20 protein-coding genes are annotated in these 21,150 nt (G+C 71.5%); 7 read left to right on the top strand and 13 right to left on the bottom strand.

The annotated features are described in order from the left end of the window. Positions 1-21: 21 nt before the first annotated feature. The 3 genes from ABD793_RS17415 to ABD793_RS17405 form a co-directional block, all read right to left on the bottom strand. Positions 22-207 carry a DUF5302 domain-containing protein gene (locus tag ABD793_RS17415; protein ID WP_344861114.1) on the bottom strand — a complete coding sequence of 62 codons (186 nt, stop codon included), beginning with the start codon at positions 205-207 and terminating at the stop codon, positions 22-24. A gap of 136 nt (positions 208-343) precedes the next feature. Continuing rightward, positions 344-583 (bottom strand): hypothetical protein, encoded by a 240-nt coding sequence (locus tag ABD793_RS17410; protein ID WP_425548714.1) that lies wholly within the window; start codon positions 581-583, stop codon positions 344-346. Between the two features lie 196 nt (positions 584-779). Continuing rightward, positions 780-1,676 (bottom strand): alpha/beta fold hydrolase, encoded by an 897-nt coding sequence (locus ABD793_RS17405; RefSeq protein ID WP_344861112.1) that lies wholly within the window; start codon positions 1,674-1,676, stop codon positions 780-782. A gap of 67 nt (positions 1,677-1,743) precedes the next feature. Here ABD793_RS17405 and ABD793_RS17400 point away from each other — a divergent pair, with 67 nt between their 5' ends. Then, positions 1,744-2,460, top strand: coding sequence for a TetR family transcriptional regulator (locus ABD793_RS17400; protein WP_344861109.1), 717 nt, complete (start codon positions 1,744-1,746; stop codon positions 2,458-2,460). A gap of 160 nt (positions 2,461-2,620) precedes the next feature. Here ABD793_RS17400 and ABD793_RS17395 read toward each other — a convergent pair whose 3' ends face one another. The 6 genes from ABD793_RS17395 to ABD793_RS17370 form a co-directional block, all read right to left on the bottom strand. Then, positions 2,621-3,250: a TetR/AcrR family transcriptional regulator gene (locus ABD793_RS17395; protein ID WP_344861107.1), complete on the bottom strand. Its 630-nt coding sequence runs from the start codon at positions 3,248-3,250 to the stop codon at positions 2,621-2,623. Positions 3,251-3,346: 96 nt separating this feature from the next. Beyond that, positions 3,347-5,041, bottom strand: coding sequence for a flavin monoamine oxidase family protein (locus tag ABD793_RS17390; RefSeq protein ID WP_344861104.1), 1,695 nt, complete (start codon positions 5,039-5,041; stop codon positions 3,347-3,349). After that, positions 5,038-5,811: a carbon-nitrogen hydrolase family protein gene (locus ABD793_RS17385; protein ID WP_344861101.1), complete on the bottom strand. Its 774-nt coding sequence runs from the start codon at positions 5,809-5,811 to the stop codon at positions 5,038-5,040. Before ABD793_RS17385 ends, ABD793_RS17390 begins: the two co-directional genes overlap by 4 nt. Further along, entirely contained in the window at positions 5,808-7,190 is a 1,383-nt protein-coding gene (locus tag ABD793_RS17380) for an amino acid permease (RefSeq protein WP_344861765.1), read from the bottom strand. The genes ABD793_RS17385 and ABD793_RS17380 overlap by 4 nt, the downstream gene beginning before the upstream one ends. A gap of 201 nt (positions 7,191-7,391) precedes the next feature. Beyond that, positions 7,392-8,897: a sensor histidine kinase gene (locus ABD793_RS17375; RefSeq protein WP_344861098.1), complete on the bottom strand. Its 1,506-nt coding sequence runs from the start codon at positions 8,895-8,897 to the stop codon at positions 7,392-7,394. 4 nt (positions 8,898-8,901) lie between these two features. Beyond that, on the bottom strand, positions 8,902-9,585 hold the full coding sequence (locus ABD793_RS17370; RefSeq protein WP_344861096.1) for a response regulator transcription factor: 684 nt from the start codon (positions 9,583-9,585) through the stop codon (positions 8,902-8,904). Between the two features lie 102 nt (positions 9,586-9,687). Here ABD793_RS17370 and pip point away from each other — a divergent pair, with 102 nt between their 5' ends. The 4 genes from pip (at position 9,688) to lpdA (ending at position 13,309) form a co-directional block, all read left to right on the top strand. Next, positions 9,688-10,650, top strand: coding sequence for a prolyl aminopeptidase (gene pip / locus ABD793_RS17365; protein WP_344861094.1), 963 nt, complete (start codon positions 9,688-9,690; stop codon positions 10,648-10,650). A 233-nt stretch (positions 10,651-10,883) separates the two neighbouring features. Next, positions 10,884-11,063, top strand: coding sequence for a hypothetical protein (locus tag ABD793_RS17360; RefSeq protein WP_344861092.1), 180 nt, complete (start codon positions 10,884-10,886; stop codon positions 11,061-11,063). A gap of 55 nt (positions 11,064-11,118) precedes the next feature. Next, the gene (locus tag ABD793_RS17355; protein WP_344861090.1) at positions 11,119-11,913 is read left to right on the top strand and encodes a lysophospholipid acyltransferase family protein; all 795 of its coding nucleotides are present in this window, start codon (positions 11,119-11,121) and stop codon (positions 11,911-11,913) included. 10 nt (positions 11,914-11,923) lie between these two features. Beyond that, complete coding sequence (lpdA, locus tag ABD793_RS17350; protein WP_344861088.1) at positions 11,924-13,309, top strand: dihydrolipoyl dehydrogenase; 1,386 nt, start codon at positions 11,924-11,926, stop codon at positions 13,307-13,309. A gap of 42 nt (positions 13,310-13,351) precedes the next feature. Here lpdA and ABD793_RS17345 read toward each other — a convergent pair whose 3' ends face one another. After that, the gene (locus ABD793_RS17345; RefSeq protein ID WP_344861086.1) at positions 13,352-13,984 is read right to left on the bottom strand and encodes a class I SAM-dependent methyltransferase; all 633 of its coding nucleotides are present in this window, start codon (positions 13,982-13,984) and stop codon (positions 13,352-13,354) included. A gap of 27 nt (positions 13,985-14,011) precedes the next feature. On the opposite strand from ABD793_RS17345, the gene ABD793_RS17340 reads away from it, so the two are divergent. Continuing rightward, positions 14,012-14,788, top strand: a complete 777-nt coding sequence (locus tag ABD793_RS17340) for an SDR family oxidoreductase (protein ID WP_344861085.1) — start codon at positions 14,012-14,014, stop codon at positions 14,786-14,788. A gap of 9 nt (positions 14,789-14,797) precedes the next feature. On the opposite strand, the gene ABD793_RS17335 is transcribed toward ABD793_RS17340, so the two are convergent. Beyond that, positions 14,798-16,249, bottom strand: a complete 1,452-nt coding sequence (locus ABD793_RS17335; RefSeq protein ID WP_344861083.1) for a peptide ABC transporter substrate-binding protein — start codon at positions 16,247-16,249, stop codon at positions 14,798-14,800. Positions 16,250-16,419: 170 nt separating this feature from the next. Between ABD793_RS17335 and ABD793_RS17330 the strand changes: the two genes are divergently transcribed. Next, a complete protein-coding gene (locus tag ABD793_RS17330) occupies positions 16,420-17,688 on the top strand; it encodes an LVIVD repeat-containing protein (protein ID WP_344861763.1) in 1,269 nt (422 codons plus the stop codon). Positions 17,689-17,815: 127 nt separating this feature from the next. Here the strand turns inward: ABD793_RS17330 and ABD793_RS17325 are convergent, their stop codons facing one another. Beyond that, on the bottom strand, positions 17,816-19,420 hold the full coding sequence (locus tag ABD793_RS17325; protein WP_344861080.1) for a glycoside hydrolase family 13 protein: 1,605 nt from the start codon (positions 19,418-19,420) through the stop codon (positions 17,816-17,818). A gap of 693 nt (positions 19,421-20,113) precedes the next feature. Continuing rightward, complete coding sequence (locus ABD793_RS17320; protein ID WP_344861079.1) at positions 20,114-21,127, bottom strand: LacI family DNA-binding transcriptional regulator; 1,014 nt, start codon at positions 21,125-21,127, stop codon at positions 20,114-20,116. Between the last annotated feature and the right edge of the window lie 23 nt (positions 21,128-21,150).

Below are 21,150 nucleotides of genomic sequence, written 5' to 3'. Positions count from 1 at the left end.
CACGGGGGACCTCCGGGTGGCTCAGCCGCTCTTGCGGCGGAAGGTGCGCTTGTTCGCGGCCGGCCCGTGCGCGTGCTGGTTGCGCGCCCCGCCGTTCTCGTGCGAGTCCCCGGTCCGGGCCTGCGCCTGCTTGCGCTCGAGCGCCTCCCGGAACCTGCGCTTGACGTCGTCCTCCTCGTCGCCGGGCGACGGTTGCGGTTCACTCATGCTGACCTCCGAAGGCGACGACGTGGTACCCGCACAGCCTGGCACCGACCGGCCCGCTTGGCGAGCCGATTTCGCCGCCGCATCCCACCGCGATGACGGGGACGGTCATCGCTCGCCGGGTGGGTGAAGCCTGCGCTCAGTCCTTGTACGAGACATCCAAGTAGATCTTGCCGTCCTGGACGATGCACTCCAGACCGTCCACATCGGGGGTGCTCGGAAAGTTGTGCAGCGCTGTCTGGCAAGCATCGTTGGACGGGTACGGACCCTTGAGCTCTTCGTGGGCGGGCGACGCGAACGCCGTACCGGAGGCGAGCAGGGCGGTGCCGAGACCGGTGATGCAGATGACCGATGCAGCTGCGAGCTTCCGCATGTTCACAGGTATTCTCTCCTGATTCGGATCGGGTTGGCCACTACGGAGACGCGCCGGTTTCCGGAACGTCCACCGGCGAGTGCTACTCCAGCCTGTACCAGGTCGAACCGAACCGGACCGCGCCTTGCCCATTCGCGCACAAGGAGCCGCTCGAACAGGCAGCCTGCTCGCGTGAAAAGCAACCTGGTGGCCGAGATGTCCGCTACGTCGCGGGGCCGGTGCCCGGCGTGTCTTCGGCCCTCGCGCGAGCGGTGGTGCGCACGATCCCGGCCACGAATTCCGGCCACAGCGGCTCCGGCAGGTCATGACCCATACCGGGCAGCACCACCAGTTCCGCACCGGGAATCGCCGCGGCGGTCGCCTTCCCGCCGCTGAGGTCGATCATCGGGTCCGAGTCGCCGTGCACCACCAGCGCAGGCAGGCGGACGTCGCGCAGCCGCTCGGTGCGGTCCCCGGAGGCGAGGATCGCCATTGCCTGGCGCAGTGTGCCTGCCGGGTGCACCGCCCGGTCGTAGGCGCGGGTCGCCTTGTGCCGCAGGTACTCCCCGGACGCCGGGTACCCGGGCGAGCCGGTGGTGCGGAAGTTCGCGATGCTCTGCTCGATGGCCTCCGCGCGCGTTTTCGCCGGCGGACGGGTCAGGGTGGCGAGCGCGGCGGGGGAGGTCTGGCCGACGGACGGATCACCGGTGGTGGACATGATCGAAGTGACGCTCAGCAGCCGGTCCGGATGGTCGATGGCCAGCTGCTGCACGATCATCCCGCCCATCGACGCGCCCACCACGTGCGCCTTCACCAGGCCGAGCGCGTCGAACAGCCCCACAGTGTCGTCCGCGAGATCCGACAGCAGGTACGGCGCGTCGGCCTGCCCCGCGGCGGAGAGCTCGGGCACGGCGAGGTCGTCGAGCCAGGTGGACAGGCCGATGTCGCGGTTGTCGAACCGGATGACCTGGAACCCGCGGGCGGCGAGCAGTTCGCAGAAGCCCGTGTCCCAGGTGATCATCTGCGCACCGAGGCCCATCACCAGCACGATCGGCGGATGCGCCGGATCGCCGAACGTTTCGTATTCGAGTTCGAGGCCGTTGGCCCGCGCGCGTGGCATACCCCGATCATGCCGCATCGCAGAGCACCCCGGCACCGGCCGCCGGAGCACCGATACGGTACGCCGCATGCGGTCTTCCTCGGCACCGGCCGGAAGTGACACCCGCTCGCGGGCCGCCACCGGGCGGCAGGCGATCACGGCGGAGCGGGTGATCGACGCGGCGGTGCGGCTGACCGTCGAACACGGTCTGGAAGGCTGGACGCTGCGCCGGCTGGCCGCCGAGCTCGGCGCCTACCCCGCGGTGGTCTACCACCACGTCGGCGACCGGGACGCGGTGGTCTGCGCGGTGCTCGACCGGGTGGTCGGCGGACTCCGGGTCCCGGACCCCGGCCTGCCGTGGCAGGAGTGGTTCGTCGAGCTGTTGTCGGAGCTGCGCGTGGTACTGCGCCGGCATCCGGGCACGGCCCGCTGGATGGTGCTGTTCGGCCCGTCGGTGCAGGCCGCGACGGAGCTGCTGGACCGCGGTGTGCGGATGCTGCTGGACGCCGGCTTCGGCGAGGAGAGCACGCTGGCTTACCACCTGCTCGCCGCGACCGCCTGCCAGTTCGTCACGATGGAGGACGACCGGGACGGCAGCCTCGCCGAGCGACTGGACAACACCGAGGAGTACGCGGCCTACCGCGACCGCTCCGATCTGCCGGGGATGGCTGCGCACGGCCGCACGATGCACCGCCTGCTCACCGAACCGGGCCTGCTGGACGCCTACTTCACACACCTCTACGACTACGCCGTCCGGCGCTGTCTGGACGGCTTGACCACCCGGCTGGCCGACATCCGCGGCTGAGTGCGCACGGGACGGGCCGGCCGTCCGGACGTGGCCGGCGTCCGGGCCGCGGACTGCCCGAACCGATGCCTGCACGGCGTAGCGTGGGCGGTACCGGGGGCCGCGCTCCCGGTGGGACCCCCCGGCACTCTCCTCCCCCTCGTGGTGCCGGGGGTTCTCCTCACTCCGGTGGCGGGTTCTGGATCACCGGGAACACCTGGGCCACCAGCGTCACGAGGGACGCGGTCAGCAGCGTGTGCACCTGGGCGCGCGACAGCGATCCGAGCACCAGCCACTCGCGGCCGGCGGCCTTCACCATGCCCGCGAACGCACGCACCGCCGCGTTGAGCTCTTCGCCGTGTTCGCTCTCCCTGGACAGGCCCACCGCCTCCAGCACGCGGTCGGCCGACTCTCGGTCGGCCTCGGCGAGGATCCGTTCCACATCCGGATCTCGGCCGATGCCCTCCGGCGTGATCGCGGCGAGCCACAGCTTCTCCTGCCCGGCCACCATCTCGAGGAACCAGTCGATCGCCACGTCGGCGCGCAGTTCCAGCGGACCGTCCGGCAGGATCTCCACGGCCAGCCGCGGCACGGTCAGCGCGCGGCGCACGATTTCCAGGTACAGCAGGCGTTTCGTGCCGAAGTAGTGGTTGATCAGCCCGCGTGCCACCCCGGCCGCCGCCGCGATGTCCGAAGTGGACACTTCCGAATAGGGGCGTTCGCCGAACAGCCGGGCGGCGCAGGTGTAGATCTGCTCCTTGCGCTCGTCCGGTTCCAGTCTCCGCCACCTCGGCGCCGGCTCGGTGCTCATACCGGCCATTTTCGCATGATCGGTTCAGAGCCGCGGACCGATCGTGGCCGGCGACCCGTTCGGCTGCTACCGCGGGGTACGGGTTGACGGTGCGGGTCAGTCCGCCACCTCGAGCGGCGCGAGGTCGTCGAACAGGTCACCCGGTCCGGGATTCGCCGGCTCGCTCGCGCCGCCGAGGTGCCGCTGCACGCCCCACACCGCGTTGAGCGCGGTCTGCACCGCGCCCTCGGCCCAGCCCGCCGTCCACGACACGTCGTCCCCGGCGAGGAACAGCCCGCGGTACCGCTCGGGCAGCCGGTCCTGCACGAAATGTGTGAACAGCCGGTGCTGGTAGCGGTAGTGCCCCGGCAGGTTCGCCTTGAACGCGCCCATGAAATGCGGTTCCGCCTCCCAGGACACGGTCACCGGATCGCCGACGAGGTGCCGGCGCACGTCCACGCCGGGGTAGATCTCGCGCAGCGACTGGAGCATCACCTCCACGCGCTCGGAGACGTTCAGCGGCAGCCACTTCAGCGAATCGTCGGCCCAGGTGTAGGACAGGCAGATCACCGCGGGGGAGTCCGGATCGGAGCCGAGCAGGTAGGTGCCGCGCGGCATCCGGTCGGTGAGCGTCATGCTCATCGTGTCGCGGCCGGTCACCGGGTCCGGGTCGAGCCAGAACGGCCGGTCCACCGGGACGAAGACCTTCGAGGACGCCATGTAGTGCGTGCGCTCGATCGCCGTCCAGTGATCGATCGGGAACAGCGCCTCGTCACATTCGATCTTCGACAGCAGCATCCAGCTCTGCGCAGTGAACACCGCGGCGGGAAACGTGCGGATGTGCCCGGAGGCGTCGGTGACGGTGATGTTGCCCGGTGCGGTGCGATGCAGCCGCGTGACGCCGGGCCGTGGACGGCCGTCCTCGTGCAGGGTCGCCAGGCTGGTCCCGGCGGACCAGTGGGCGAGCCGGTCTGGTGCCCGGTCCCACAGCCGCAGCGGCAACTGTCGGCTGCCGCCGACCACGCTGCGGTGTTCGTCGTCCGCGCCGGTGTACACCACACGCAGGATCTCCAGGATGGAGTTGGGGAAGTCGGTGTCCCAGCCGCCGGTGCCGAAGCCGACCTGGCCGAAGATCTCGCGGTGCCGGAACGAGGCGAAGGCCGGCGAGTCGCACAGGAATCCGTAGAAGGTCTGGTTGTCCAGCCTCGGCACGAGCTCGTTCCAGATCCGCTTGATCGTCTTGGTGTCCCGGTCGCGGATCGCAGTCTGCATTTCGGCGAACGACGCGTGCTCGTCGAGCGTGCGCTGCCAGGCACGGGCCACCTCGCCGAACACCTCGGGCAGCTCGTCCGGTGTGCGGGCGTAGTGGCTGCGGCCCTTGAGGTCCACCACGGTGCTCGGCGTGGCAGGGGAAAGCGGGTTCGGGAACGGGACGGTCTCCAGTCCGACCTCGTCGAGATAGTGGAACAGCGCAGTGGACGCGGGCGGGAACCGCATCGCGCCCATTTCGGCCACCACGTCGTCGGGCAGTCCGGGGAAATGGTGCGTGCGCAGTCGTCCGCCGAGTTCGGCGATCTCGTAGACCACCGGCCGCAGGCCCATTTTCATCAGCTCGTAGGCGGTGACCACGCCGGCCAGCCCGCCGCCGATCACCGCGACCTCGGTGCCGTGCGCACCGGCCGGCACCGAGCCGAGCCCGGCGGGGTGGTTCAGGTAGTCGTCGTAGGCGAACGGGAAATCGGGGCCGAACATGGTGATCGGCCGGACCGCCTTGTCCTCGGCGGGGATCGCGGTGGGTACGGCGGAAGTCACGGCTGAGGTCCTTCGGTCAGGCTGCGGTACAGCTGCGGACGGCGGTCGGTCAGGTAAGGGGTTTCCTCCCGCGCCCGCGTGAGTGCGGTGAGGTCGACGTCGGCGAAGATCAGCTCCGGTCCGGTGCCCGCCTTTGCCAGCGTCGCGTCCGGTGCGGAGATGCTCGAGTGGCCGCAGTAGGTCAGCTCGCCTTCGGTGTCACAGCGGTTGGCGTACACCACGTACAGCCCGTTTTCGTGCGCGCGCACGGGTACGAGCAGGTCGGCGACCCGTTCGTACGGCTGCATCAGCGCGGTGGGCACGAGCAACAGGTGCGTGCCCGCCAACGCGTGCGCCCGGACCATCTCCGGAAACTCGACGTCGTAACAGATCAGCAGCCCGGTTCGGAGTCCGCCGAAGTCTGCTTGCACCACCGGTTCGTCGCCGGGGGCGAACCGGGTCCGGTCGAGATCCCCGAAAAGGTGCGTCTTGCGGTAGTTCGCGAGCCTGCTGCCGTCCGGGCCGAGCAGCTGCGCGGAGTTGTACACCGTGGGGCCGTCTCGCTCGGGGTAGCCGTAGGCGAGTGCGACACCGTGCCGGGCGGCGAGCGCGCCGAGTGCAGCGGACAGCGGCCCGTCGGCCGGTTCGGCGAGCCGGTGCGCCGCCTCGCCGATGTGGTAGCCGGTGGTGATCATCTCTGCGGTGACCACGAGCCCGGCGCCGTGCTCGGCCGCAGTGGCCACGGCTTCCGGCAGTTCGGCATACGGTCCTTGGTGGACGGCGACGATCATCGTTGCTCCGCCAGTTTCGAACGCCGGATGCCGTAACCGAAGTAGAGCACCAGCCCGAGCGCCATCCACCCGCCGAACACGACCCAGGTCGCACCGTCGAGGCTGAACATCAGGTACCCGCAGCACAGCACCCCGATGATCGGCGTGACCGGCGAGAACGGCACCCGGAACGTGCGCGGCGCGTCCGGCCGCCGCCGGCGCAGGAGCAGCACGGCGATGTTGACCAGTGCGAACGCGAACAGCGTGCCGATGCTGGTGGCGTCGGCCAGCTTGCCCAGCGGCACGAACGCGGCGAGGGCAGCCACGAACCCGGACACCACGATGGTGTTCGTCCGCGGCACCCCGGTCTTCGGGTGCACTGTGCACAGTGCCTTCGGCACCAGCCCGTCGCGGGACATGGCGAACAGGATCCGCGTCTGTCCGTAGAGGACGGTCAGCACCACGCTGGAGATCGCCACGATCGCACCGACCGCCAGCACGCCCGCCCAGAAGTCGTTGTCCAGCACCGTGGTGAGCACGTGCGACAGCGCCGCCTCCTGGTCGCCGAACTGCTGCCACGGCAGCGCGCCCACCGCGGCGACCGCGACCAGGCAGTACAGCACGGTGACGATGCCCAGCGAGAGCAGGATCGCCCGCGGCAGGTCACGCTGCGGGTTGCGGGCCTCCTCGCCCGCCGTGGACGCGGCGTCGAAACCGATGTAGGAGAAGAAGAGTTTCGCCCCGCCCGCGCTCAGCCCGGCCAGCCCGAGCGGCATGAACGGGGTGAAGTTCCGGGCGTGCACCGCGGTGAACGCGATGGCGCAGAACAACACCAGCGTGGCGATCTTGATCACGACCATCACTGCGTTGGCCCGCGCGCTCTCCTTCGCACCGGACAGCAGCAGCACCATGGCGAGCAGCACGACCACGATGGCGGGCAGGTTGACCAGACCGCCCTCTCCGGGCGGTCCGCTGACCGCGTCCGGCAGCGTCACCCCGAACGCCAGCCGCAGCAGTTCGTTCACGTACTGGCCCCAGCCGACCGCGACCGATGCCACCGAGACGCCGTACTCCAGCACCAGGCACCAGCCGCAGACCCACCCGACCAGCTCGCCGAGCGTCGCGTAGGCGTAGGAGTAGGACGAGCCGGAAAGCGGGATCATCCCGGCCAGTTCGGCGTAGGAGAGCGCGGAGAACAACGCGGTCACCCCCGCCAGCACGAACGAGGCCACCACGGCAGGCCCGGCCACCGGGACCGCCTCGCCGAGCACCACGAAGATGCCGCTGCCGAGCGTGGCACCGATGCTCAGCATGGTCAGCTGGGCCAGCCCGAGCGACCGCCGCAGCGGACCGTGCCCGGCCTCGGCGACCAGGTCGGCGACCGGTTTGCGGCGCAGCATCGCGGTGCCGAGCCCCGGCCGGGGCGGGGCAGGGGGAGTGGGGCTCACCAGAGGTCTCCTCGGAGTTCGCGGCGCTGCGGCCAAGGGCGGGTGCGAGTCACGGTATCGATCGACAGGCGTGCCGAAAACCGAGAAATATTGTGAATGACAGTGAATTGCAAGCGGATCATTGTGCTTTCGTGGTCGATTCCGGGGATGTGTTCAGCGCACCGGCAGCAACAGCGTGAACGTCGGCGGCTCCGACCGGGTCAACCGCAGCCGCCCGCCGTCGGCCTCGGCGAGACTGCGGGCCAGCCGCAAGCCGATCCCGTGCCCGCTCGCTGCAGGCCCACCTGGGCCGGAGCTGCTTGGGCCGCCTTGGCTGGGGTCGCCCGGACCGGAGCCGTCTGGGCCGGGGCCGTCGGGGCTGGAGGCGCCTTGGCTGGTGCCGCCCGGACTCTGCTCGGTTGGACCGGAGCCGCCGGGACCGGGGCCGCTCGGATCGGGCCTGTCCGGGTGGTGCCCGCTGCGCCCGTGTTCCCACGGACCGGGCTCGTTCGGTGCGGGCTGCGGCTGGGTGAACGGGTCCCGGTCACCGAGGCCGGGGCCCTCGTCGGAGACGTCCAGGGCGAGTGCGTCGCCGGCGTCGCGGGCCACCACGGTGACCGTGCCGCGGCCGTGGGTGATCGTGTTGTCCAGCAGGACCGCCAGGATCTGCCGCACCGCGGCCGCGGACGCCCTGGCCGTCGGCGGGTCCTGCACCTCGATCCGCAGCTGCCGCCCGTCGGGCAAGGTGGTGGATCGCAGCTCGGCCAGCAGCGCGTCGAGGTCCAGCACGGCGCGGGGCGCACGCCGTTCCCGGGAAAGCGCGAGGAGGTCTTCGACGGTGCGCTCCAGCCGGTCGGCCGAGGCGATGCCCGCGCGCACCGCGGCGTAGGGGTCCGTGCCCGGTGTTTCGATCGCGGCCTCCAGCTGCAGCCGCAGGCCTGCGAGCGGGGTGCGCAGCTGGTGCGAGGCCTCCGCGGAAAACGCCCGTTCGCGCTCCAGCGTCTCGCCGATCCGCTCCGCGGTCACGTCGAGCGCGGTGCCGACGCGGTCGATTTCCAGGACCGCCGATTTCGGGGCACGCACAGTGAAATCGCCCTCGCCGAGCCGGGTGGCGGCGCCGGCCAGTTCCTCCAGCGGACGGGTCAGCCGCGCGGCGAGCCGCCGGGCGACCAGCCAGCCCGCCAGTACCGCGGCGACCGCGCACCCGGCCATCGCCAGCCAGAGCAGGCCGACCTCGCGGACCAGCTCGGAGCGCGGCACCGCGGCCCGCACCACCCCGGTCAGCCGGGCACCGGTGAGGACCGGGACCGCGAGCACGTCGTCGCTGCCGACCGTGCCGTCGACCATGTCCCTGCGGGTGCCGGCGACGGTGCGCACCACCTCGTCGGCCTCGGCCGGACCACGACCGGCCACGAGCTTCCCGGCCGCGTCGTAGACGCCGACCTCGGTGTCGTCCGGCAGGTCCTCGTCGTCGTGCTCGGCACCGCCGGTCAGCCGCGGGATCCGGCCGGCGGCGAGCGCGTCGGACACCACGACGGCCGCTCCGTCGGCGGCACGCTCCAGTTCGGACGTGGTGTGCGAGCGGAAGTACCAGAGCACCCCGACCCCCAGCGGAAGCCCGAACAGCGCCGTTGCCAGCACCGCGACCAGCACGGTGATCGTCACGATCCGGCGCCGCACCCGCTCAGGCCTCCTCGAGCCGGTAGCCGTGCCCGCGCAGGGTGGCGATCCGCGGTACGTCCTGCGGGGATCCGGCGGCCGCGGCGAGCTTGCGGCGCAGCGCGGCGATGTGCACGTCGAGTGTCTTCGTGGAACCGTGCCACTGCGCGTCCCACACGTCGGTCATGAGCGTCTCACGGCTCACCGCGACGCCCGCCTGTCCGGCAAGGCGGGCGAGCAGGTCGAACTCGCGGGCCCGCAGCGGCACCTCCCTGCCGTCGAGCGCGACCCGCCTGCGGGCGGTGTCCACTTCGAGCGCGCCGATCGTGACGATCGGGGCGGACGGCGGGGCCGGGGCACCGCGGCGCAGGTGCGCGCGGACCCTGGCGAGCAGTTCGGCCAGCCGGATGGGTTTCGTCAGGTAGTCGTCGGCACCGGATTCGAGGCCGACGACCACGTCCATCTCGTCGGCGCGCGCGGTGAGGATGACCAGAACCGCGGCAGGCATCGCGGTGCGCAGCCGCCGGCACACCTGCACGCCGTCGACATCGGGCAGCCCGAGGTCCAGCAGCACGAGCTCGGCCGGGGCGGTCCGCAGCGCGCTGCGTCCGTCCCGGCACCAGAGCACTTCGTGACCGTGTGCGCGCAGAGCGGATTCGAGCACGGTGCCGATCACCGCGTCGTCCTCCACCACCAGCACCTTGGCCACGCCGGAAGCGTAACCAACGGCTCCTGCTCCGGGACCGCTCCCGTCCTCGTCCACAGTGGACGGGCGCACCGGGTCGGCCGCAGGTCGGGCATAGTGGCGGGTATGCGCGTTCTGTACCCGGAAATCGAGCCGTCCGACCAGGGGATGCTGCCGGTCGGCGACGGTAACGCGCTGTACTGGGAGGAATGCGGCAATCCCGAAGGCAAACCGGTCGTGTTCCTGCACGGCGGGCCCGGCGGCGGGATCATCCCGCGGTACCGGCGGCTGTTCGACCCGCGGCGGTACCGGATAGTGCTGTTCGACCAGCGCGGCTGCGGGCGCAGCACCCCGCACTGCAGCAGCCCGGAGGCCGATCTGTCGGTGAACACGACCTGGCACCTGGTGGCCGACCTGGAACTGCTGCGCGAGGCAAGGGGCATCGACCGCTGGCAGCTCTTCGGCGGCTCGTGGGGCAGCGTGCTCGCGCTCGCCTACGCCGAAACGCATCCGGAACGGGTCACCGAACTGGTGCTGCGCGGAGTGGCGACGTTGCGGCTGAAGGAGATCCAGTGGCTCTACGGCGGTGGCGCGGCCTGTCTGTTCCCGGAGGCCTGGTCGCGGTTCCTCGCCCCGGTGCCGTATGCCCGCCGCGGTGCGGACCTGGTCGAGGTCTACCACGAACTGCTGCACCACCCCGATCCCGACGTGCACGGCCCGGCCGCGCAGGCGTGGAGCCGGTGGGAAGGCGAGACGGTGAAGTTCACCCCGCGCGAGGAAGTGGTGGCCGCGTTCACCGAACCGGAGTTCGCACTGGCCATCGCCCGCATCGAGAACCACTACTTCCGGCACGGCGGCTGGTTCACCGAGGACCAGCTGATCCGCGAGGCAGGCAAGCTCGCGGGGATCCCGTGCGTGCTCGTGCAGGGCCGCTACGACGCGGTCACCCCGGCCACCACGGCATGGGAACTGGCTCAGGTCCTGCCCGGCGCGGACCTGCGCATGATCGGCGACGCCGGGCACGCCTTCGACGAACCGGGCACCCTGCACGAGCTGATCAGCGCCACCGACCGGTTCGCCTCGGACTGACCGCCGTGGCCGGTCCCGGCCGTCCGGACGAGCCGTCCGGCGGTGGTGCGGGCTTGCCCGGTGCCGACGGGGTTGTCGTGGGTGGGTTCACTCGGTGGCGTCGGGGTTCCGGCGGTTGTCCGCGCAGTAGTCCGGAACCCGCCAGTCCGGCCAAGGCGCTGGCGTTCCGGTCACCTGGTCAGCCGGTTCGGCACACTCCGCGACCAGCCGGGGAATTCGCCGCCCTCCGAGTGGTGGCCGATCGCCCGCGGCCCGGCCGGTCGAGTTCGCCGCCCCGGCCCGGCCTGGGCCGGGGCGATCCCCGGGATCGCGGGGTGCTCGGTTCGCCGACGGTCCTCGTCGGCAATTTCACCGTCGGGCCGGTCCGCGTCGTGGCCGCACGGTCCCGGTTCGGCGCGGTCCGCCGGATGTGATCCGTACCGCGTCCGGGGGTTGCGGCGCACCGATCCGGGGCCCGGTCCGCTACGAATGACGGTCATGGCACTGCTGCGCACCCGAGACCGCTGGACCCCGCTCGAAGGGGAGTTGCTCGGCTTCGGCCGGATGCAGGCCTACGGCAGGCGGTTCGCCCGCGACGGCCGCGGTGCCTGGTACCACGTCGCGATCGAGGTCGTGTGGCAGTTGCTCACCGTGCTCAGCCGGTTCCGGGTGCGCGGCGGTCGGCACATCCCGGCCGCCGGCGGGGTGCTGGTGGTCTCGAACCACCTGTCCTTCGCCGATCCCGCCACGCTCACCGCGTTCTGCCTCGGCGCCGGCCGGGTACCGCGCTACCTGGCGAAGGCGAGCCTCTGGCCCGCGCCGGTGCTCGGTTCGGTGATGCGCTCGGGCAGGCACATCCCGGTGCACCGCGGTGCACCGACCGCCTCCGGTGCCTACCGGGACGCGGTCGCCGCGGTCCGCGCGGGCGAATGCGTGGCGATCTTCCCGGAGGCCACCTTTTCCGGGGATCCCGCGCACTGGCCGATGAAGGGCAAGACCGGCGCCGCGCGGATCGCGCTGGAAACCGGCGTCCCGGTGGTTCCGGTGGCGAACTGGGGCACCCACGAACTGCTGCCCGCCGGCGCCTGGTTCCCCCGCGGGGTGCCGCGCCGCACGGTGGAACTGCTCGCCGGTCCGCCGGTGGACCTGTCCGATCTCACCGGTCCCGAGCCGACCCGCGCTGTCCTGGAAGAGGCGACCGCTCGCATCATGACCGCGGTGACCGCCCTGCTCGCCGAGATCCGCGATGAGCGCCCGCCCGCCGGCGGGAACGGCGAAGGGTAGCTTCGACGGTATGAGCGCACACTATGACGTGGTGGTCCTGGGGGCCGGAGTCGGTGGCTACGTGGCGGCGATCCGGGCGTCCCAGCTCGGCCTGAGTGCGGCCGTGGTGGAGGAGAAGTACTGGGGCGGGGTGTGCCTCAACGTCGGCTGCATCCCTTCGAAGGCGCTGCTGCGCAACGCCGAACTGGCGCACACCGTCAAGGAAGAAGCCGCCACGTACGGCATTTCCTCCGACGGCGAGATCCGCTTCGACTACTCCGCGGCCTACGAACGCAGCCGCAAGGTGGCCGAAGGGCGCGTCAAGGGCGTGCACTTCCTGATGAAGAAGAACAAGATCACCGAATACCAGGGGCACGGCACCTTCGTCGACGACCACACGCTGGAGGTCGGCGACGAGCGGATCACCTTCGGCCACTGCGTCATCGCGACCGGCGCCACCGCGCGGCTGCTGCCGGGCACGCAGCGCAGCGAGCGCGTGGTCACCTACGAACAGCAGATCCTCGAAAGCGACGTGCCGGAGAGCATCGTGATCGCCGGCGCGGGCGCGATCGGCGTCGAGTTCGCCTACGTGCTGCGCAACTACGGTGTGGACGTGACCATCGTCGAATTCCTCGACCGGATGGTTCCGCTGGAAGACGCCGAAGTCTCCGCCGAACTGGCCAGGCGTTACCGCAAACTCGGCATCGAGGTGCGCACCGGTACGAAGGTCGAGGCGATCGACGACTCGGGCGCGAAAGCCGTGGTCACCGTCTCGAAGGACGGCGAACAGCAGGTGCTCGAAGCCGACCGGGTGCTGCAGGCCATCGGGTTCCGGCCCAACGTCGAGGGCTACGGCCTGGAGAACACCGGCGTGGCGGTCACCGACCGCGGGGCGATCGCGATCGACGCCCGTGGCCGGACGAACGTGCCGCACATCTTCGCGATCGGCGACGTGACGGCGAAGCTGATGCTCGCGCACGCGTCCGAGGCGATGGGGGTGGTGGCCGCCGAGACGATCGCCGGTGCGGAGACCATGGAGCTGGACTTCGTGATGATCCCGCGCGCCACCTACTGCCAGCCGCAGATCGCCAGCTTCGGCTGGACCGAGGAACAGGCCCGGGAGCAGGGTTACCACGTGCAGGTCGCCAAGTTCCCCTTCACTGCCAACGGAAAGGCACACGGTCTCGGCGACCCCGGCGGTTTCGTGAAGCTGGTCGGCGACGGGAAGTACGGCGAGCTGCTCGGCGCGCACCTGATCGGGCCGGACGTGACGGAGCTGCTGCCGGAGCTGACGCTGGCCCAGCAGTGGGACCTGACCGTGCACGAGGTCGCCCGCAACGTGCACGCCCACCCGACCCTCGGCGAGGCGGTCAAGGAAGCGGTGCACGGCCTGGCCGGGCACATGATCAACTTCTGACCCGCGCCCCCGCGGGCTGACCGGCCGCGCCCGCGCAGGCGGTCAGCGCTCGGCGACCAGCAGGTGGAAGGCGCGGTCGCGGTCCCCGATCCGGTCGTGCCGGCGTGGTTCCAGCCCGGCTGCGGCGAGCGCCGCGGCCAGTTCGTCGACCGGGCGCAGCCGGAAGCCGTGGCCGGTGAACGGTTCGGCCGCCATCGTCCCCGGGTCACCGACGCCGACCACGAAGCGGCCGCCCGCCGTGAGCACACGTGCCACCTCGGCGAACGCCTCCTCCGGATCGGGCACGAAGTACACGGTGTTGACCGTCAGCGCGGCCTGCACCTGTCCGTCGGCCAGCGGCAACGCCGCCATCCCGGCCTCGTGCAGCCGGAGCCGCCCCGCGGCGACGTTGGCCGGGAACGCCCGCCGGGCGCGGGCGAGCGCGGTCGCCGAGATGTCCGCGCCGTGCACCGTGCCGCCTGCCGTCGCGCGCAGCAGCAGGTCCAGCCCGAGGCCACCGCCGAAACCGATGTCCAGCGCGGTTTCCCCGTGGCGCACCGCCAGCGCCTCGACCGCCGCGGTCACCGGCCCGCGGTTGACCCGGTTGAGCAGCCGGGCGAGGGCATATCCGGCCGGTCCGCTCGGACGGCCGAGCTGGCGGGCCAGTCCGGCGAGCACCTTGTCACGTGGTCCCATCGGCCCAGTGTGCCGTGCCGGCGCCGGATGTGGCAGCGTGCGAACCGGAGACTCCAGGGAGGGCCAGTGAACGACAGAACCGCGGTGGTCACCGGGGCGGGTTCCGGGCTGGGCCGCCGGATCGCGCGGGCCCTGCTCGGGGCCGGATACCGGGTCGCATTGGCCGGACGGCGCGAGCCCGCACTGCGCGAAACCGCAGGGGACGAGGCGAACGCGCTGGTCGTGCCCGCCGACGTGGCCGACCCGGCGGCCGTGACGGAGCTGTTCGCCACGGTGCGCTCCGCATGGGGAAGGCTGGACCTGCTGGTGAACAACGCCGGCGTGATGCACGGCGGCACGGTCGCCGAGCTGTCGGTCGACGACTGGCGACAGACCGTCGACACCAATCTCACCGGGATGTTCCTGTGCGCACAGCAGGCCGTTCTGCTGATGCGCGAGCAGGACCCGCGCGGCGGGCGGATCATCAACAACGGCTCGATCTCGGCGCACGCACCGCGGCCCGCGAGCGTCGCCTACACCGCGACCAAACATGCCGTCACCGGCCTCACCCGGTCCATCTCGCTCGACGGCCGCGCCTGGAACGTCGCGTGTGGACAGATCGACATCGGCAACGCGGCCACCGAGATGACCGGGCCGATGGCCGCGGGCATCGCGCAGGCGGACGGCCGGGTGGTGGCGGAGCCGACCTTCGACGCCGGGCACGTCGCCGACGCGGTGCTCTACATGGCCGGGCTGCCGCTGGAGGCGAACGTCCAGTTCCTCACCATCACGGCCACCACCATGCCGTTCATCGGCCGCGGCTGACCCGCCGGTTCAGCTGCCGAGCCGGGCGAGGTCGAGGCCCGCGAACGGGGTCGTGCGCACGTCGTGCACCCGCGGCCCCCACACCGCGTGGCCGTGCCCGGTCCACAACGGAATCGCGGGAAGATCGCGCAGCGCCTGGTTCTCCGCGACCCGGTAGAGCTGGCCCGCTTCCTGCGGGGTGCCCGCGGCCTCGGCGGCGGCGAGGTCGCCGGTGAAGCCGGGATCGGTGTACCCGGCCGCGGCGGCCAGCTCCCCGAGCACGTCCGCCGGACTCGGCGAACCGGGTTTGAGTTCCACTGTGGACGGACCGTCCGCCGGTCCGCCGGAGGGCTGCGGACGCGCGGTCACGCCGACCCCCAGCGCACCGGACAGGCCGGCGGCCAGCGTGCGGGTCCATTCGCCGGCACCGGGTTCGGCGTACACCGGCACGTCGCCGGTGAAACCCGCTTGGCCGAGCAGGGATTTGGCGGCGGCCGCGTCGAAAGTGCACGGACGGCAGGTGCCGGTGCGTGCTCCCGGCGCCTCGGCAGGCGGAAGCAGGGCCTTCGCCGGATCGGCCTGGTGCGCGAGCGGGCCGTCCGCCAGTGCGCTGCGGTCGGCGCCTAGTGCGAAGGCGTGCCGCACGCTCGCGTCGGCGAACCGGGTCGCGCCCGCGGGGAACACCAGGTAACCGGCCTGCGGGAGGTCCCAGGTGGTGTGCCGGTCGGCGAAATCTGCGTGCATCGCGTCGTGCCGTTCGCCGGGTACGGACGTGGCGAGGTCGAGTTCCCCGTCCTTCACCGCGTCGTACTGCTCCACCGGATCGCCGACCCGCAGGTCCACCTCGTCCGGCCGGCCGGCGGCGACCCGTCGCAGGGTCCCGCCGGTGCCCGGCTGCCAGTCGCCGTCGAGCCGGAACGGGCCGTTGCCCACCGGATGCCGCGCGAAGCCGGTCCAGTCGTGCGAGGCGAGCACCGACCGGGGCAGCGGCACGAGCCCCGGTGCGGCCAGCCACGCCGGCACCTGACCGGACGGGCGGTCGAGCACGATCCGGATCGTGTTTTCGTCCGGCGCGGTGATCTCCTTGGCCCGCAACGATTTCGTCAGCACCGAGGTGGCCGCCCACTGCCGGCCCGCGATCAGCTGCCAGGTGTCCACATAGGATTTCGCGGTGACCGGGGTGCCGTCGTGGAAACGGCCGCCGGTGCGCAGCCGCACCGTCCAGGTCATCCGGTCCTCGCTGGTGATCGACTCGGCCGCACGAGGGGTGAGCGTCCCGGTGGCGGCGTCGTAGTCGGCGAGCGGGGTCCACAGCGCACCGGTGACCAGCCGGCCCGCCTGGTCCTCGACGTCGGCGGGCAGCAACGTGCCGGGTTCGGCCAGGCCCGCGGTGAGCACCCCCGGGCGGGCCGGTTCCGGCGCCGAGCATCCGGCGAGTGCGGTCACGACGACGGCGAAGAGGAGGAGCAGGCGCGAGCGCATGGTGTCTTATTACCAGGTGGAAAGGAACCAAAGGCGGTTGTGTCCGGTTGGGCACCGTCTTAAGGTGCTTCCGTCACACTGGGCGTTCTGGGAGGTTCGGTTTGCGCCGGCTGTGGGTTCGATCCGTGGTGGCGCTGGCCACTGCGGCCGCGACGCTGGTCGCCACCGGAATGCCCGCCGCCGCCTGCGGCGACGACAAGCCCGCCGTGGCGGCGAAGCACACTCCCGGTGATCCGGGCTCGACCAGGGGCGTGCGCACGGTCGGCTCGCTGCCCGACGCGCAGGGTGCGATTTCGGCGAACTTCCTCAGCTACGGCAGCCGTGACGTGATGGTCGTGTCCGGCGAGTTCGGGCTGAAGGTCTACGACCTCACCGCCGATCCCGCCCGGCCGCGTGCGATCGGCGAACTGAGCCTCCCCGGGCTGTGGGAGACCGAGGACACCGAGGTGGACGCGCAGCGCAAGCTCGTGTTCCTCTCGCGCGATCCGCGGGCCTTCGAAGGCAACACGCACACCGGCGAGTCCGGCATCTACGTGGTCGACGTGTCGCGGCCGGAGGCCCCGGCGATCCTCAGCTACGTGCGGGTCCCGGCCGGGCACACCACCAGCTGTGTGGACGGCTGCCGCTCGCTGTGGACCGGCGGCCCGGCGAAGGCCGACGACCAGCCCGCGGACTGGGGCGGGCGGCCGATCTGGGTCACCGACGTGCGCGATCCGCGGCATCCGAAGGTGCACCCGAACCCGATCGACCTGGCCCGCAACGACGGCAAGACCGACTACGTGCACGACGTCCAGGTCGACCGCGCGGGCGTGGCCTGGGTGTCCGGCTCCGGCGGGGTGCGCGGCTACTGGACGGCCGGCCTGCACCGCGATCCGGTGGCGGGCGGTCTCCGGTGGGCCAGTGCCACCGATCCGGTGCCCTACGCCGGGGGCGGGGTGGACGAGACCGCCGCACCGTCGAAGTTCCTGCACAACAGCTTCCACCCGGTCGGCTCCGGCGCGGACGGTGCCTGGCGCGGCCACGACCTGGTGTACGCCACCGAGGAGAGCTTCCTCGACGGTTGCGCGGGCGACGGCGTGCTCACCATCTCGTCGCTGGAAGGCTCCTACCGCGGCGAAGGCTGGCGCTCGACGCCCGAAGATCCGTTCCGGCTCCGCAGCATCGGCACCTGGAGCGTGGCCGGCCAGGAGGGCAGCGACCCGGCGTCGGACGACTGCTCGGCACACTACTTCGACCTGCGCGGCAACGTGCTGGTGCAGTCGTTCTACGCACAGGGCACCCGCTTCCTGGACGTGAGCGACCCGACGAACCCGCGCCAGATCGCCTGGTTCCGCCCCGCCGACGCGTCCTCGTGGGCCCCGTACTGGCACGACGGCTACGTCTACGTCGCGGACAACGCCCGCGGGGTGGACATCCTGAAGCTCACCGCTCAGGTGTGATGTCCGGGGAGGTTGGCCGGCCGGCGTTGCTGTCCGGCGGCATGTGTTCGGCGGTGACGCCGAGGTCGGTGGACCAGGCTAGCGCGGGCCGGAGCACGCCGATGACGGTGTGCGCGAAGGCCATCCCTCAGCTTCGCAGCCACACCGCGGTGTCCGTGGGCAGTGTGTCGTCCGGGAGGGATCCGCTCGCCAGCAGGACTTCCCGGTGTGGTGGCAGCGGCACTGGCACCGCGGAGAAGTTCAGTGCGAAGGTGAAATCCGGGTTCCTCCGGAAGGCCAGCACTTCCGGGCCGAGGTCGAGCCACGACAGTGCCGGTCCGCCCAGCTCGGTGCGCAGGCGCAGTCCCGTGCGGTACAGCGTGAGCATCGACTCCGCGTCGCCGGTTTGCGCTTCCGCCGTGTAGGCGGCCCATTCCGCGGGCTGCGGCAGCCACGGTTCGCCGTCGCCGAAGCCGAACGGCGGTGCGGAACCGGACCACGGCAGTGGCACCCGGCAGCCGTCCCGGCCGGGGTCTGCGCCCTGTGTCCTGGCGAAGACCGGGTCCTGGCGCACCGCGTCCGGGATGTCTTCGATTTCCCACAGTCCCAGCTCTTCGCCTTGGTACAGATAGACGCAGCCGGGCAGCGCGAGCGTCAGCAGTGCCGCCGCCCGTGCTCGCCGGGTGCCGAGCGCGCGGTCCACCAGGGTGCCGTGCAGGCGGTCGGCGAAGGCGAATCCGGTGTCGCCCGCGCGGCCGTAGCGAGTCACCTGGCGGGTCACGTCGTGGTTCGACAGGACCCAGGCGGACGGCGCACCGACCTTCTCGTGACTGCTCAACGTGCGGGTGATGACCGCGCGCAACCGGCCGAGGTCCCAGGGGCAGGCGAGGAAATCGAAGTTGAACGCGGAGTGCAGTTCGTCGCGGCGCAGATAGCTGACCGTGCGGGACTGGTCCGGCAGCCAGAGTTCGCCGACGAGGACCTTCTCCCCGGGGTAGGAGTCCGCGATCCTGCGCCAGGTCCGGTAGACCTCGTGCAGCCCGTCGCGGCCGGAGAACGGCGTCTCGTCACCCGGTTCGACGCCCGGCAGCGCCGGGTCCTTGACCAGGCCGTCCGCGACGTCGATGCGGAACCCGTCGACCCCGCGCTCGAACCAGAACCGCAGCACGTCCTCGAACTCGGCGCGGACGTCGGCGTTGTCCCAGTTGAAGTCCGGTTGGTGCGGGCTGTAGAGGTGCAGGTACCACTCGCCGGGGCTGCCGTCCGCCTCGATCACCCTGGTCCAGGCCGGTCCGCCGAAGCGGGACGGCCAGTTGTTCGGCGGCCGCGCGCCGTGCGTGCCGCGGCCGGGACGGAACCAGAACCGTTGCCGCTGCGGCGATCCCGGTCCGGCCGCGAGTGCGGCGCGAAACCACCGGTGCTCGTCGGAGCTGTGGTTGGGCACGATGTCGATCAGCACCCGGATGCCGAGCCGGTGCGCGTCGGCGATCAGCGCATCCGCGTCCGAAAGCGTGCCGAAAAGCGGTGCTATGTCCCGGAAATCGGCGACATCGTAGCCGCCGTCGTGCATGGGCGAGGGATACCACGGGGTCAGCCAGATCGCGTCCACCCCCAGCCCCGCCAGATGGTCCAGCCGCGCCCGTACGCCGGCCAGGTCGCCGACGCCGTCCCCGTCGCCGTCGGCGAAACTGCGGAGGTAGACCTGGTAGATCGACGCATGGCGCCACCAGGCCGGAGCACCCGAAGCGGTCACTGCGACCTTCCTCCCTTGTGGATGGTGCGGCTCAGCCCTTGACCGACCCGGCGGTGAGCCCGGCCAGTATCTGCCGCTGGAACACGAGGAACTGCCGCGATCGTCGTCCGCACTGCCCGGACCCCCGCACGCGGCGAGCGCGGCCGCCAGGCTGCCCGCCCCGAACAAGGCCAGCACGGCACGGAGGTCGCGGCGGAATCTCACGCCGGCAGGGCGGGAGTGCTCATCTCAAGCTTCTTCTCACGGTCGCGCCGGCTGGATCGTGATGGCAGCAACTCTAAAAGTGCGAGGCGAACGTGTGCAATAAGACGACGAAAAGCTGCAACTTACCGATATCAGCAAGAGCACGACCGGTCCGGGCACGCGAGCGGCCTTCACCGGTACGGATTCCCCGGCAAGAGGATGGGGATCGACATCCGGGTGGCCGAGCATCTCGGCGACGCGAGACAGCGGCCGCGCCCAGCCGACCGCGCGCACCCGGCGAGCCAGGGTTGTCGGCGAGCCAAGGGTGTTCAGCTGCGGATGGTGTTCCGCAAGACCCGGCGTGCCGTGGTGTCTGGCTGCGGGTGCTGTTGGCAAACCGGACGTGCCGTGGTGTCCGGCCGGGGAATGTGCCGGTTTGCCGGCCGGGCGTGCCAAGGTGTTCAGCTGCCGGGAAGTACGAGTTGTGCGGTGTCCGGCGCGACAGGGGGCTCAGCCGCGGGGCAGGTGGCGTGCGGTGGATCCGCGGACCACCAGTTCCGGGGCGAACAGCAGTTCCTCCACTGCCACCTCGCCTCCGTTGATGCGCTTGACCAGCAGTTCCACCACCGCGCGTCCCATGGCCTCGATGGGCTGGCGGGTCGTGGTCAGTGGCGGGTCCGTGCAGTTCATCAGTGCGGAATCGTCGTAGCCGACCACGGACACGTCCTCCGGCACCGAGCGGCCCTGGCGGCGGGCCGCGCGGATCGCGCCGAGGGCGAGCAGGTCGCTCGCGCACAGCACCGCGGTGGCGCCGCGCGGGTACAGCCGGGCGGCCGCCGCGTGGCCGCCTTCGATGGAGAACATCCCGTGCTCCACCAGTTCGTCGAGCACCGGCAGCCCCTGCTTCGCCGCATACGACCGGAACGCCGCGAGCTTGCGCCGGGACGGCACGTGGTCGGCGGGGCCCAGTACCAGCCCGATCCGCTCGTGCCCGAGCGAGGTGAGGTGCCCGACGGCCTGCTCCACCGCCACCGCGTCGTCGCAGGACACCTGGGGCAGGCCGAGGTGGTCGACGGCGGCGTTGATCAGCACCGTGGGCAGCTTGCGCTCGGCGAGGTGGTGGTAGTGCGTGTGCACGGCCTCGGCCTGCGCGAACAACCCGCCGGCGAACACCACCCCGGACACCTGCTGTTGCAGCAGCAGTTCCACGTACTCGGCCTCGGACACCCCGCCCGCGGTGCGGGTGCACAGCACCGGCGTGAAGCCCTGCTGCGCGAGCGCGTTGCCCATGATCTCGGCGAGCGCGGGGAAGATCGGGTTCTGCAGTTCGGGCAGCACCAGCCCGACCAGGCGGGCCCGCTCCCCGCGCAGCTGGGTCGGCCGCTCGTAGCCCATCACGTCCAGCGCGGTGAGCACGGTGGCCCTGGTCGCCGCGGACACCCCCGGCCGCCCGTTGAGCACCCGGCTGACCGTGGCCTCGCTGACCCCCACCTGGCGGGCCACTTCGGCAAGTCGACGCGTCATGTCCGAAATTTTACCGCAACCAC

The sequence above is a fragment of the Amycolatopsis ultiminotia genome, assembly GCF_039536925.1.
GTDB lineage: Bacteria > Actinomycetota > Actinomycetes > Mycobacteriales > Pseudonocardiaceae > Amycolatopsis > Amycolatopsis ultiminotia.
Note: the sequence above shows the minus strand (reverse complement) of the source record. Positions and strands in the feature narration are given on the sequence as shown.

What these genes read in the sequence shown, in the direction of transcription:
- ABD793_RS17415 (WP_344861114.1), bottom strand. Translation starts at nt 207, where the DNA reads ATGAGTGAACCGCAACCGTCGCCCGGCGACGAGGAGGACGACGTCAAG.
- ABD793_RS17405 (WP_344861112.1), bottom strand. Translation starts at nt 1,676, where the DNA reads ATGCCACGCGCGCGGGCCAACGGCCTCGAACTCGAATACGAAACGTTC.
- ABD793_RS17400 (WP_344861109.1), top strand. Translation starts at nt 1,744, where the DNA reads ATGCGGTCTTCCTCGGCACCGGCCGGAAGTGACACCCGCTCGCGGGCC.
- ABD793_RS17395 (WP_344861107.1), bottom strand. Translation starts at nt 3,250, where the DNA reads ATGAGCACCGAGCCGGCGCCGAGGTGGCGGAGACTGGAACCGGACGAG.
- ABD793_RS17385 (WP_344861101.1), bottom strand. Translation starts at nt 5,811, where the DNA reads ATGATCGTCGCCGTCCACCAAGGACCGTATGCCGAACTGCCGGAAGCC.
- ABD793_RS17380 (WP_344861765.1), bottom strand. Translation starts at nt 7,190, where the DNA reads ATGCTGCGCCGCAAACCGGTCGCCGACCTGGTCGCCGAGGCCGGGCAC.
- pip (WP_344861094.1), top strand. Translation starts at nt 9,688, where the DNA reads ATGCGCGTTCTGTACCCGGAAATCGAGCCGTCCGACCAGGGGATGCTG.
- ABD793_RS17355 (WP_344861090.1), top strand. Translation starts at nt 11,119, where the DNA reads ATGACGGTCATGGCACTGCTGCGCACCCGAGACCGCTGGACCCCGCTC.
- lpdA (WP_344861088.1), top strand. Translation starts at nt 11,924, where the DNA reads ATGAGCGCACACTATGACGTGGTGGTCCTGGGGGCCGGAGTCGGTGGC.
- ABD793_RS17345 (WP_344861086.1), bottom strand. Translation starts at nt 13,984, where the DNA reads ATGGGACCACGTGACAAGGTGCTCGCCGGACTGGCCCGCCAGCTCGGC.
- ABD793_RS17340 (WP_344861085.1), top strand. Translation starts at nt 14,012, where the DNA reads ATGTGGCAGCGTGCGAACCGGAGACTCCAGGGAGGGCCAGTGAACGAC.
- ABD793_RS17335 (WP_344861083.1), bottom strand. Translation starts at nt 16,249, where the DNA reads ATGCGCTCGCGCCTGCTCCTCCTCTTCGCCGTCGTCGTGACCGCACTC.
- ABD793_RS17330 (WP_344861763.1), top strand. Translation starts at nt 16,420, where the DNA reads ATGCCCGCCGCCGCCTGCGGCGACGACAAGCCCGCCGTGGCGGCGAAG.
- ABD793_RS17320 (WP_344861079.1), bottom strand. Translation starts at nt 21,127, where the DNA reads ATGACGCGTCGACTTGCCGAAGTGGCCCGCCAGGTGGGGGTCAGCGAG.